The sequence below is a fragment of the Variovorax sp. GW822-FHT04A09 genome, from assembly GCF_058801005.1.
Map to the genome: position 1 here is coordinate 1,031,154 of NZ_JBXAMV010000002.1, position 11,025 is coordinate 1,042,178.

At 69.3% G+C, this 11,025-nt stretch carries 13 protein-coding genes; 6 read left to right on the forward strand and 7 right to left on the reverse strand.

What is annotated here, in order from left to right:
* Nucleotides 1-96: 96 nt before the first annotated feature.
* The 4 genes from AC1RLW_RS15810 to AC1RLW_RS15825 are packed head-to-tail and all read left to right on the forward strand — an operon-like array spanning nucleotide 97 to nucleotide 4,188.
* On the forward strand, nucleotides 97-924 hold the full coding sequence (locus tag AC1RLW_RS15810; protein WP_493193837.1) for an SDR family oxidoreductase: 828 nt from the start codon (nucleotides 97-99) through the stop codon (nucleotides 922-924).
* On the forward strand, nucleotides 921-2,258 hold the full coding sequence (locus AC1RLW_RS15815) for a flavin-containing monooxygenase (RefSeq protein ID WP_493193838.1): 1,338 nt from the start codon (nucleotides 921-923) through the stop codon (nucleotides 2,256-2,258). The genes AC1RLW_RS15810 and AC1RLW_RS15815 overlap by 4 nt, the downstream gene beginning before the upstream one ends.
* A 32-nt stretch (nucleotides 2,259-2,290) precedes the next feature.
* A complete protein-coding gene (locus tag AC1RLW_RS15820; RefSeq protein ID WP_493193840.1) occupies nucleotides 2,291-3,193 on the forward strand; it encodes a bile acid:sodium symporter family protein in 903 nt (300 codons plus the stop codon).
* Nucleotides 3,190-4,188: an SDR family oxidoreductase gene (locus AC1RLW_RS15825; RefSeq protein WP_493193842.1), complete on the forward strand. Its 999-nt coding sequence runs from the start codon at nucleotides 3,190-3,192 to the stop codon at nucleotides 4,186-4,188. Before AC1RLW_RS15820 ends, AC1RLW_RS15825 begins: the two co-directional genes overlap by 4 nt.
* Here AC1RLW_RS15825 and AC1RLW_RS15830 read toward each other — a convergent pair.
* The gene (locus tag AC1RLW_RS15830) at nucleotides 4,175-5,086 is read right to left on the reverse strand and encodes a LysR family transcriptional regulator (protein ID WP_493193844.1); all 912 of its coding nucleotides are present in this window, start codon (nucleotides 5,084-5,086) and stop codon (nucleotides 4,175-4,177) included. The genes AC1RLW_RS15825 and AC1RLW_RS15830 overlap by 14 nt on opposite strands.
* Before the next feature lie 101 nt (nucleotides 5,087-5,187).
* Between AC1RLW_RS15830 and AC1RLW_RS15835 the strand changes: the two genes are divergently transcribed.
* The gene (locus AC1RLW_RS15835) at nucleotides 5,188-5,949 is read left to right on the forward strand and encodes a sulfite exporter TauE/SafE family protein (protein ID WP_447745861.1); all 762 of its coding nucleotides are present in this window, start codon (nucleotides 5,188-5,190) and stop codon (nucleotides 5,947-5,949) included.
* A 12-nt stretch (nucleotides 5,950-5,961) separates the two neighbouring features.
* Here AC1RLW_RS15835 and AC1RLW_RS15840 read toward each other — a convergent pair whose 3' ends face one another.
* The 6 genes from AC1RLW_RS15840 to AC1RLW_RS15865 form a co-directional block, all read right to left on the reverse strand.
* On the reverse strand, nucleotides 5,962-6,453 hold the full coding sequence (locus AC1RLW_RS15840; protein WP_095949101.1) for an NUDIX domain-containing protein: 492 nt from the start codon (nucleotides 6,451-6,453) through the stop codon (nucleotides 5,962-5,964).
* A gap of 13 nt (nucleotides 6,454-6,466) precedes the next feature.
* Entirely contained in the window at nucleotides 6,467-6,916 is a 450-nt protein-coding gene (locus tag AC1RLW_RS15845; protein WP_062476513.1) for a GatB/YqeY domain-containing protein, read from the reverse strand.
* 111 nt (nucleotides 6,917-7,027) lie between these two features.
* Nucleotides 7,028-7,240, reverse strand: coding sequence for a 30S ribosomal protein S21 (gene rpsU / locus AC1RLW_RS15850; RefSeq protein WP_007833691.1), 213 nt, complete (start codon nucleotides 7,238-7,240; stop codon nucleotides 7,028-7,030).
* 110 nt (nucleotides 7,241-7,350) lie between these two features.
* Complete coding sequence (locus AC1RLW_RS15855; RefSeq protein ID WP_062476516.1) at nucleotides 7,351-8,577, reverse strand: BaiN/RdsA family NAD(P)/FAD-dependent oxidoreductase; 1,227 nt, start codon at nucleotides 8,575-8,577, stop codon at nucleotides 7,351-7,353.
* On the reverse strand, nucleotides 8,574-9,359 hold the full coding sequence (locus AC1RLW_RS15860; protein WP_307638601.1) for a YaeF family permuted papain-like enzyme: 786 nt from the start codon (nucleotides 9,357-9,359) through the stop codon (nucleotides 8,574-8,576). The genes AC1RLW_RS15855 and AC1RLW_RS15860 overlap by 4 nt, the downstream gene beginning before the upstream one ends.
* 2 nt (nucleotides 9,360-9,361) lie before the next feature.
* Nucleotides 9,362-10,486 carry a sterol desaturase family protein gene (locus AC1RLW_RS15865; RefSeq protein WP_070063138.1) on the reverse strand — a complete coding sequence of 375 codons (1,125 nt, stop codon included), beginning with the start codon at nucleotides 10,484-10,486 and terminating at the stop codon, nucleotides 9,362-9,364.
* 81 nt (nucleotides 10,487-10,567) lie between these two features.
* On the opposite strand from AC1RLW_RS15865, the gene AC1RLW_RS15870 reads away from it, so the two are divergent.
* Nucleotides 10,568-10,954 carry a hypothetical protein gene (locus tag AC1RLW_RS15870; RefSeq protein ID WP_159271031.1) on the forward strand — a complete coding sequence of 129 codons (387 nt, stop codon included), beginning with the start codon at nucleotides 10,568-10,570 and terminating at the stop codon, nucleotides 10,952-10,954.
* Nucleotides 10,955-11,025 lie beyond the last annotated feature (71 nt).

The following is an 11,025-nucleotide window of genomic DNA, read 5'->3' on the forward strand; positions in this document are numbered from 1 at the left end:
GGCGCGGGACAAGGGGAAACGCTGGGGAGTGCGCTGGCAGGGCGCGGCTACAGTGGCTGCGTTTTGCCACTCGCCGCCCTGCGCGCTTCCCTGCCCATGCTCTTGCCGTTTCGCAATGTCGTTCTTACCGGTGCCTGCGGCGGCCTCGGGCAGGCGCTGGCGCGTGCGCTGATCGATGGCGGTGCGCGCGTGGCGCTGGTGGGGCTCGACACCGAACGCCTCGCCGCGCTCGCTGCCCAAGGTGACGGGCGCTGCAAGGCCTACACGCCCGACGTGTCCGACAGCTCCGCCATGCAGGCGATGGCGGCCGACTGGATGCAGCGCTTCGGCCCGCCTGACCTCGTGATCGCCAACGCGGGCGTGGCCGGCGGCTTCGACACCGCCGAGGCCGACGACCTGGCCGTGTTCCGCCGCATGCTCGAGATCAACCTGCTCGGCGCGGCCACCACCTTCCAGCCCTTCGTGCAGCCGATGCGCGCAGAGGGCCGCGGCGCGCTCGTCGGCGTGGCCAGCATCGCGGGCTGGCACGGCATGCCGGGCAACGGCGCCTACTGTGCAAGCAAAGGCGGCCTGATCCGCTATCTCGAAAGCCTGCGCGCCGAGCTGCGCGGCACGGGGCTCACGGTGCACACGGTGAGCCCGGGCTACATCCGCACCGCGCTCACGGCCGGCAACCGCTTCGCGATGCCGGGGCTGCTCGAAGCCGACGCGGCGGCGCGCCAGCTGCTGGCGGGCCTGGCGGCCCGGCGCGAAAAGATCGTGCTGCCGCGGCGCATCGGCTGGCTGTCGAAAGCACTGGGCCTGTTGCCCGCGCCGCTGCACGACCGCCTGCTGCGCGGCCAGCCGCGCAAGCCGCGCGTGGGCGAGGCGGGCGCCACCGCCATCCCCGGCCTGAACTCTCCGAAGGAACCTCCTCGCCGATGACGTCTTCCGCTGCCGCCGCCACCGTTCCCACGCACGAACAGATCGCCCTCATCGGCGCCGGCCCCTCGGGCCTGGCGGGCGCCCGCAATCTGCAGAAGCTCGGCGTTCCGTTCCAGGGCTTCGAAGCACACAGCGACGTGGGCGGCCTCTGGGACATCGACAACCCGCGCTCCACGGTCTACCACTCGGCGCACCTGATCTCGAGCAAGCGCACCACCGAGTTCGCCGAGTTCCCGATGGCCGACACCGTGGCCGACTACCCGAGTCACCGCGAGCTGCGCCGCTACTTCAGCGACTTTGCCGACCGCTTCGGCCTGCGCGCGCACTTCCGCTTCGGCACGCGCGTGCTGCGCGTGGAGCCGGTGAGCGACGCGCCCGACACGCGCTGGCGCGTGAGCGTCGAGGCGCCCGATGGCACCGTGGAAACCGACGAATACAAGGGCGTGGTGATCGCCAACGGCACGTTGTCGGAGCCCAAGCACCCGCAGTTCGAAGGCCACTTCGACGGCGAGCTGCTGCACACCAGCCGCTACAAGCACGCGGAACTTTTCAAGGACAAGCGCGTGCTGATCGTCGGCGCCGGCAACTCGGGCTGCGACATCGCTGTCGATGCGGTGCACTACGCGCAGAGCGTCGACATCTCGGTGCGGCGCGGCTACTACTTCGTGCCCAAGTACGTGTTCGGCAAGCCGGCCGACACGCTGGGCGGCAAGCGCCCGCTGCCGCCGTGGCTCAAGCAGAAGGTCGACGCCACCGTGCTGCAGTGGTTCACGGGCGACCCGGTGCGCTTCGGCTTTCCCAAGCCCGACTACAAGATGTACGAGTCGCACCCGGTGGTGAACTCGCTGGTGCTGCACCACGTGGGCCACGGCGACATCGGCGTGCGCGCCGACATCGCGCGGCTCGCCGGGCGCACCGTGCATTTCAAGGACGGCAGCGCGCGCGACTACGACCTGATCCTCACGGCCACGGGCTATGCGCTGCACTACCCGTTCATCGACCGCGAGCTGCTCAACTGGCAGGGCATGGCGCCGCGCCTGTACCTGAACATCTTCTCGCCGCGCTTCGAGACGCTGGGCGTGCTCGGCATGATCGAGGCCAGCGGCATCGGCTGGCAGGGACGCTACGAGCAGGCCGAGCTGCTGGCGCGCTACTTCCGCGCGCAAGCCGCGGGCTCGCCCAAGGCAACGGCGCTGCGCACGGCAGTGCAGGGGCCGCCGCCCGACCTGTCGGGCGGCTTCAAATACCTGCAGCTGGAGCGCATGGCCTACTACGTGCACAAGGACACCTACCGCGCGGCCGTGCGCCAGGCCGCTGCCGCACTGGCTGACTGACCGACCGATCCCTTCTTCACAAGGTTCCGCGCATGCTGCCTGTCGACGAGATCCGCCTGCACTTCAATCCGGCCTCGCTGGTGCTGCTCAACGTGGTGCTGGGCTTCCTGATGTTCGGCATTGCGCTGGACACGCGTATCGACGACTTCAGGCGCGTGGCGCGCATGCCCGGCGCGATGGCGGTGGGCATCGGCGCGCAGTTCGTGGTGCTGCCGGCCGTGACCTTCGTGCTCACGCTGATCCTGCAGCCGGGCCCGAGCATCGCGCTGGGCATGATCCTCGTGGCCTGCTGCCCGCCGGGCAACATCTCGCAGATCCTCACGCACCGCGCGGGCGGCAACGTGGCGCTGTCGGTGTCGATGACGGCCATCTCGAACGCGCTGTCGATCGTGGTGATGCCGCTGAACTTCGCGTTCTGGGGCGGCCTGCATCCCACGGCCTCGGTGCTGCTCAAGACCATCGCGCTCGACCCCTTCGACATGCTGGGCCACATCGTGATGATCATCGGCATTCCCTTCGTGCTGGGCGTGGCCTGTGCGCACAAGCTGCCGGGGCTCACGGCGCGCATCAAGAAGCCGGCGCGCATCCTGAGCTTCCTGGCGCTGATCGCCTTCATCGTCGGCGCCATCGCGGGCAACTGGCGCTACTTCCTCGACTACGTGGGGCTGGTGCTGATGGCCGTGGTGATCCACGACGCGCTGGCCTTCGGCACCGGCTACCTGTGCGCGCGGCTCTCGGGGCTGGGCGACTACGACCGGCGCGCGGTGTCCATCGAGGTGGGCATCCGCAACGCGGGGCTCGGGCTGGTGCTGATCTTCAGCTTCTTCGGCGGGCTCGGCGGCATGGCCGTGGTGGCCGGCGTGTGGGGCTTCTGGGACATCATCGCGGGCCTGGCACTGGCGAGCTGGTGGGGGCGCAAGCCTGCGACGCCATGAGCGAAGCCTGGAAGGCGTCCGCGCGGCGCGTGCTGGTGACGGGCGGTGACGGATTCCTGGGGCGCAGCGTGCTCGCGGCATTGACCGCACAGGGCACCTTTGAAACGCTGGTGGCGCTCGACGTGCGCGAGGTGCCCGCCGAGCGGCGGCTGCCCGGCGTGATCTACCTGCAGCAGGACGTGCGCGACGACGGCATCGCCGACGTGCTCGCCGAACACGCGATCGACACGGTGGTGCACCTCGCGTCGATCGTCACACCCGGCAGGGACTCGAACCGCGCCTTCGAGCATTCGGTCGACGTGGGCGGCACGCGCAACGTGCTCGACGCCTGCGTGGCACGTGGCGTGGGGCACATCGTGGTGTCGTCGAGTGGCGCGGCCTACGGCTACCACGCGGACAACCCGGCCTGGATCACCGAGTCGCAGCCGCTGCGCGGCAACCCGGTGTTCGCCTACGCCGACCACAAGCGGCAGGTGGAAGAGATGCTGGCCGACTGCCGCGTGCAGCATCCCGCGCTGGCGCAGACGGTGCTGCGCATCGGCACCATCCTCGGCGAGCGCGTCGACAACCAGATCACCGCGCTGTTCGAGAAAAAGAGGCTGATCGCCATCCGCGGCAGCGACAGCCCCTTCGTGTTCGTGTGGGACGAGGACGTGACCGGCGCCATCGCCCACGCGCTCGGCGGTGCGCCGCCCGGCTGCTACAACCTCGCGGGCGACGGCGCGCTCACCATCCACGAGATCGCCGCGCGCCTGGGCAAGCGCGCCATCGCCTGGCCGGCCGGCGTGCTGCAGGCGGCGTTGGCCGCGGGCTCGGCATTGGGCGTGAGCCGCTACGGGCCCGAGCAGCTCGACTTCCTGCGCTACCGGCCGGTGCTGTTGAACACCGCGCTGAAGACCCAGTTCGGCTATGTGCCGCGCAAGACCAGCCGCGAAGCCTTCGAGGCCTTCATCGCGGCGCGTGCGCAGCAGGCGCGGCCGGTCACTTGCGCGTAGCCTCCGCCGCCGGCGGCGGCGCGGTCAGGTAGTCGAGCATGCGCCGCGCATTGAGCGGCAGGTCCTGCGACGAGCGCACGCAGGCCATCAGCGTGCGCTCGGCCCACGGATCGGCCAGCGAGGCGCGCGCGATCTTCATCGAGCGGGCGCAGCGCTCGGCCGCGGTCTGCGGCACGATGCCCACGCCGATGCCGTACTCGACCATGCGGCACACGGCCTCGAAGTTGCGCACGCGCACGCGGTAGGCCAGGTGCCTGGCGAGCGCGCGCACATGCCCGGTGATCAGCTGCTGCAGCGCGCTGTCGGCGGGCAGGCCGACGAACTCGCTGTCGACCACCTCGGCCAAGTGCACGCGGCGCCGGCTGGCCAGCGCGTGGCCGCGCGGCATCACCAGCACGAGGTCGTCGCGGCGGAAGGGGTGGCATTCGAGGCCGTCGCTGTCGATGGCGTCGGAGACGATGCCGATGTCGCACAGGCCGCTGCGCAGGGCCTCCACGGTGTCGGGGCTGGCGCGCTCCTCGAGGTCGACCGAGATGCGCGGATGCTCGGCCAGGAAGCGGCTCAGCACCTCGGGCAGGTGCTCGGTGAGCGCCGAGGTGCCGCACATGAAGCGCACGTGGCCCTTGAGGCCCTGGCCGTACTCGCCGAGTTCGCCGCGCAGCCGCTCCATCTGCTGCAGCACGACGCGCGCATGGTGCAGCAGCGTGCGGCCGGCCTCGGTGGGGCGCACGCCTTGCGCGTGGCGCGTGAGCAGCGGGGTGCCGAGCGCGTCTTCCATGCCGCGTACACGCTGGCTGGCCGAGGCCAGCGTCATGTGCGAGCGGCCGGCGCCGGCCGTGAGGCTGCCGGCTTCGACGACGTGGAGAAAGAGCCGCAGGTCGGTCAGATCGAATCGCATGATGGGCCGCAAGGTAGCACGCCAGCCTCAGCCTGTGCCTGAGGCTGGCTGCGCGAAAGCCGCATTTCCAGCCGGTGCGCCGGTCGGCAGACTCCGCGGCGATGACGATCTCCAACGAAGCGATGGGCCTGTGGGCCGCAGCGGCCGCTGTGTTCCTGCTGGCCGGCCTGATCAAGGGCGTGATCGGCCTGGGGCTGCCGACCGTGGCGATGGCGCTGCTCGCGCTGTGGATGTCGCCCGCACAGGCGGCGGCGCTGCTGATCGTGCCCTCGCTGGTCACCAACCTCTGGCAGACCGGGCCGCGCGCGAGCTTCGGCGCCGTGTTCCGCCGCATCGGTCGCATGCAGGCCGGCGTCGTGGTGGGCACGCTCGCCGGGGCGTGGTGGCTGGGCGTACCGGCCGGGGCCTGGGCTTCGCTGGCGCTCGGCGTGGCGTTGGTGATCTATGCGCTGTGGGGACTGACGGGGCGGCAGCTGCACGTGAGCGACGCACAGGCGCGCTGGCTGGGGCCCGTGGTGGGCGCCGCGACGGGGCTGGTGACGTCCGTGACCGGCGTGTTCGCGGTGCCGGCCGTGCCGTACCTGCAGGCGCTGGGCTTCCAGCGCGATGCGCTGATCCAGGCCATGGGCATCTCGTTCACTACCTCGACCGTGGTGCTGGCCCTGGGGCTGGCGGCCAACGGAAGCTACCCGGCGGCGGTGCTGGGCGGGTCGTTGGCGATGCTGGTGCCGGCGGTCGGCGGCATGGTGCTGGGCACCTGGCTGCGGCAGCGGTTGCCGGTGGCCGTGTTCCGGCGCTGCTTCTTGATCGGGCTGGCGCTGCTGGGGGCGTACATGGCGCTGCGCGCCGTCATGTCCGCCTGATCCCGTGATCGGTCAGCTGGCGGCCAGCAGGGCCGCGCGCACGCGCTCGATGGTCTGGCGGTAGGGCAGGGCGAAGTCCTCGATGGGGGCGTCGGCCTCGAGCCAGTAGAACGAGAACACCAGGCCTTCTTCTTCCGGGCTGCCCGTGGCCATGTGCTCGAAGGTCTCGGGCAGGGCGCGGTGGTCGCGCATCAGGAAGATGTGCCAGCGCTGCGGATGGCGGTGCGTGTTGCCTTCGACGCCGGCTTCGCATTCGCGCTCCAGCGTGCCCAGCGATTCGAGCCGGCCGGCGAACACCAGGCCCGACTCTTCGAGCAGCTCGCGCCGCACGGCCGCCTCGGGCGACTCGCCGGGCTCGATGGTGCCCTTGGGCAGCTGCATGTTGCCGTCTTCGGGATGACGGAACACCAGCAGCCGGCCCTGCGCATCGACCAGGCAGGCGCAGGCCTTCGGGATCGTTGCGACGGGCGCGGCGCCGAGCGGGCTGCTGCTGCCGTTCTTCATGGCGGTGGCCGCCTCAGGCGCCCGTGAGGGCGGCCTTGACCGCGGCGCTGACCTGGCCCATGTCGGCCTTGCCGGCCAGGCGCGTCTTGACCACGCCCATCACCTTGCCCATGTCGCCGGGGCCCGAGGCGCCCAGTTCGGCCACGATGGCCTTCACCGCGGCGGCCGTTTCGTCGGCGCTCATGCGCTGGGGCAGGTAGACCTCGAGCACCTTGATCTCGGCGGCTTCCTTGTCGGCCAGGTCGGCGCGGCCACCCGTGGTGAACGCGGCGATCGAGTCCTTGCGCTGCTTGACCATCTTGTCGACGATGGCCACGACCATGGCGTCGTCGAGCTCCACGCGCTCGTCGACTTCCTTTTGCTTCATGGCGGCGAGCAGCAGGCGGATGGTGGCCAGGCGCTCCGAGTCCTTGGCGCGCATCGCCGTCTTCATGTCTTCGGTGATTTGTTCTTTGAGAGTCATTCTTCGCAACCTTTCGGAAAAAACAAAAGCCGCGGCAGGTTTCCCTGGCGCGGCTGGTGCAACGGGGCGCTGGCGGGGACTTTCGTCGGGGCCAGCTGCCCTGGGCGTTGCTTAGTACAGCTTCTTGGGGAGCTGCATGCTGCGCACGCGCTTGTAGTGGCGCTTGACCGCAGCTGCCTTCTTGCGCTTGCGCTCGGCCGTCGGCTTCTCGTAGAACTCGCGGGCGCGCAGGTCGGTCAGCAGGCCGAGCTTTTCGATGGTGCGCTTGAAGCGGCGCAGGGCGACGTCGAAGGGCTCGTTTTCTTTAACGCGGATGGTGGTCATTGATGAATCGTTGAAATGGATTTGGCCGGGGGAGATCGAGGCCCCAAGCCGGGGTTCCTCAACTGAACAATTTTGTGGCCGTTGAGGGAAGGCCAAAAGTTAGCCCGCGATTATAGCGCGGTTGCACATGCGTGTGCGCTCGCCCACGCCCATTGGAAGTTGTATCCGCCCAACCAGCCGGTCACGTCGACCACTTCGCCGATGAAATACAGGCCCGGCTGCTTCGATTCCATGGTCTGGGACGACAAATCGCGGGTGTCGACGCCGCCTGCCGTCACCTCGGCCTTCTTGTAGCCCTCGGTGCCGCTGGGGGTGATCTGCCAGCGGGTGATGCGCTCGGACAGCGCCGCCAGCGCCTTGTCGGTCGCTTCGTTGACCGGGCGCTGCAGGGCCGGGTCTTCGCCGACCCAGGCGTCGGCCAGCCGCGAGGGCACCAGCGCGGCCAGTTCGTTGGCGATGCGCTTCTTCGAGCGCCGCTTGGCGTCGGACAGCGACTCGGCCACGTCCATGCCGGGTGCGAAGTCGAGCGTCAGCGGGGCGCCGGGCTTCCAGTAGCTCGAGATCTGCAGCACCGCCGGGCCCGACAAGCCGCGGTGGGTGAACAGCAGGTCTTCCAGGAAGGCCATCTTGTCCTTCTTGCCGCCGGTCTCGATGCGCACCGGCAGCGCCAGCCCGGCCAGGCCGGCGTAGGGCGCCCAGGCGTCGCCGCCGAAGGTCAGCGGCACCAGCGCCGGGCGGGGCGCGACCAGCCGCAGGCCGAACTGCTCGGCGAGCCGGTAGCCGAAGTCGCTTGCACCAATCTGGGGAATCGACAGGCCGCCGGTGGCCACCACGAGCTTGGGCGCGTCGATCGGGCCGCGCGTGCTACTGATTTGGTAGCGACCGTCGACAAAGGCGATGTCGCCGAGCTTGCACGGCTGCCAGCGCTCGACGTTGCCGGCGGCGCACTCGGCCAGCAGCATGTCGACGATCTGCTGCGAGGAGCCGTCGCAGAACAGCTGGCCCTTGTGCTTCTCGTGGTACGCGATGCCGTGGCGCTGCACCATGTCGATGAACTGCTGCGGCGCGTAGCGCGAGAGCGCCGAGCGGCAGAAATTCGGGTTGTCGCCGACGAAATGGCGCTGCGGGGCGCGCACGTCGAGGTCGCGGTTGGTGAAATTGGCGCGGCCGCCACCCGAGATGCGGATCTTTTCGCCGACCTTCTCGCTGTGGTCGACCAGCAGCACGCGCAGGCCGCGCTGGCCCGCCAGTGCGGCGCAAAAGAGACCTGCTGCGCCGGCGCCGACGACAACGACGTCAAAGGAAGAAGAGGGAGAGGAAGAAGAAGGAGAGCTCAAGCGGGTCCGTCCGCCGCCAGCACCGGCGGCGGGTTGTATTTGAGGTGGCCCACGTAGCGCAGCGGCTGCGTGGCGGCGATCGAGGGCACGTCGCCCTCGCGCATGTGGAGCAGGTCGGCGGGGCTCACCCAGCGCGGGTCGGCGTCGGTGATCGGCACGCCGGCCTGGCGGTAGGCCTCCAGCACGAACTGGGAGCAGAAGAACTGGTCGTTGCGGCTGGCGCCCAGCTGCACCGTGGCCAGGCCGCTGATGCAGTACGCGCTGACGGCCGAGGGAATCAGCGGCAGCTCGCACAGCCGGCGGTTGAGCACGAAGGGCGCGTTCAGTAGCACGCCGGCGGTGTTGTAGCGCGTGCCGACCTGCGAATGCGCCCACTCGCGCATCTTCTCGACGTCGGCCTCGACGAGGCCCGGCACGCGAAAGGCGACGACCATCTGCTCTTCGTCGACCACCTCGGCCAGCGGCCGCGCGCGCACGCCGGTGCCCACGGCCTCGGCGATCTGGCCGTCGCCCAGGTAGAGCACGGCATGGCTCACGGGCGAGAAGGTGCCCAGGCGGATGCCGAAGGAGTTCACCGTGGCGATCGAGGTCAGCAGGATGTCGCCGGGCGCCAGCACCTCGGCGCCGATCAGCTCGCCGCCGTTGCCGGGGGCGATCACCGAGCTCTGCACGCGCAGGCGCAGGCCGGAGGTTTCGGAGGGTAGGTCGATGCGCGTGGCGCAGGCCGAGAGCAAGAGCGGCAGCGCCGCGGCGAGCGCAACCGCGCGAAGAAGGGAGGCCATGCTCATCCCTTCCAGACGAACGGGAACTTCAGCTGCTTGAAGAAGCCGTTGGGCACGTAGTCGCCCAGCACGCCGTATTTTTCGGGCCAGAGCTTGGTGCTCTTCACGGCCGTGCCGAAGAGGTAGTCGAGGAAGGCGTAGTGCGCCGCGTAGTTCTTGTCGAGCGCCTCGATGTCCTGGCTGTGGTGCCAGTGGTGGAAGTTGGGCGTCACGATCAGGTAGCGCAGCGGCCCCAGGCGCACGCTCACGTTGCAGTGGTTGAACACCGCCTGGAAGCCGACCACCACGATGTAGGCGTCGATCACGTCCTTGCTGAAACCCAGCACGTAGATGGGCGCGAGCACCAGCGTGCGCGTGATCAGCAGCTCGAGGATGTGCTGGCGCGAGCCCGCCATCCAGTCCATGCTCTTCACGCTGTGGTGCACCGCGTGCAGGCGCCACAGCACCGGCACCTCGTGGTACGCGCGGTGCGTCCAGTACTGCACGAGGTCGGCCACGAGGATGATCAGCAGGATGCCTGCCCAGAACGGCAGGTTGCTCACCCAGCCGCGGATGCCGTCGTTGGCGGCCCAGCCGAAGAGCTTGTGCACCATGAGGTTGGTGGCCAGCAGCACGAAGCCCACGATCATGTGGTTCACCACGAAGTGGTGGAAGTCGGTCTGCCACTCTTCGCGGAACACCGGCTGGTCCTTGCGCAGCGCAAAGAGCTTCTCGATGAAGATGAAGATCAGCGACGAGCCCAGCAGGTCGAGGATGAACCAATCGAGCCCGATGTACGGCGTGTGGTCCGCGAAGTCGTGCACCGGCACCTTGTGCCCGCCCAGCAGGGCCGACACCGCCACCAGCAGGAACGCGGCCGACGAGAGCCAGCGCGAGCGGTTGAAGATGATGTTGACCAGCGAGAGCCCGCCCGCGATGACCAGCGCGGTGAGCAGGATGACGCGCATCACATCGACGTTGTAGCTCTTGCGCAGCTCGGGCGTCGTCAGGTACTGCGGAAAGTGGAAGGCCAGCACGCCCAGAAAGCACAGGGCGGCGAGGCTGAAGGCGATGGTGCCTGTGACCAGCCCGCGCCCGCGGCGCAGCTCGCCGTGGCTTTCGGTGAATTCGTTGAGTTTGTCGAGCATCCCTGCCTCTTCCTTCTTGTTCGTTGGGCCGAGCGGGATTTTAGGCGGCGCCCGGACGGCGGCGCTACACTGCGCCTCCTCATGGCCCGCCGCTCTCTCCGTCGCTGCACGACCGCGATTTTCGTGGTCCTGTCGCTGCTGTTCTCGCAGCTGGCGCTGGCAGGCTATGTCTGCCCCGGCGCGTCGGACAGCCCGGGTTCGATGGCCGAGAGGATGGCGTCGGGCGAGCCCTGCGAAGGCATGGACATGGCCCAGCCGGTGCTGTGCTTCCAGCATGCCGCCGACCTGTCGCTGTCCTTCGAGCCGGTGAAGCTGACCACGCCTTCGCTGCCGGCCATCGTGCAGCTCGTGGTGATGCCCCTGGTGCTGGTGTCGGAAGGCCATGTCCTTCCGCCGCAGGCCGTGCCGGAGCGGCAGCATCCACCGCCCGATCCCGTTTTTCTTGCCACGCGCCGACTGCGCGTCTGACATCTCCGTCGACTGACCGGTGCTGGTGCGGCGCATGCGCCTGCCAGCGATTCGCTCGTTCGTTTGCGGAG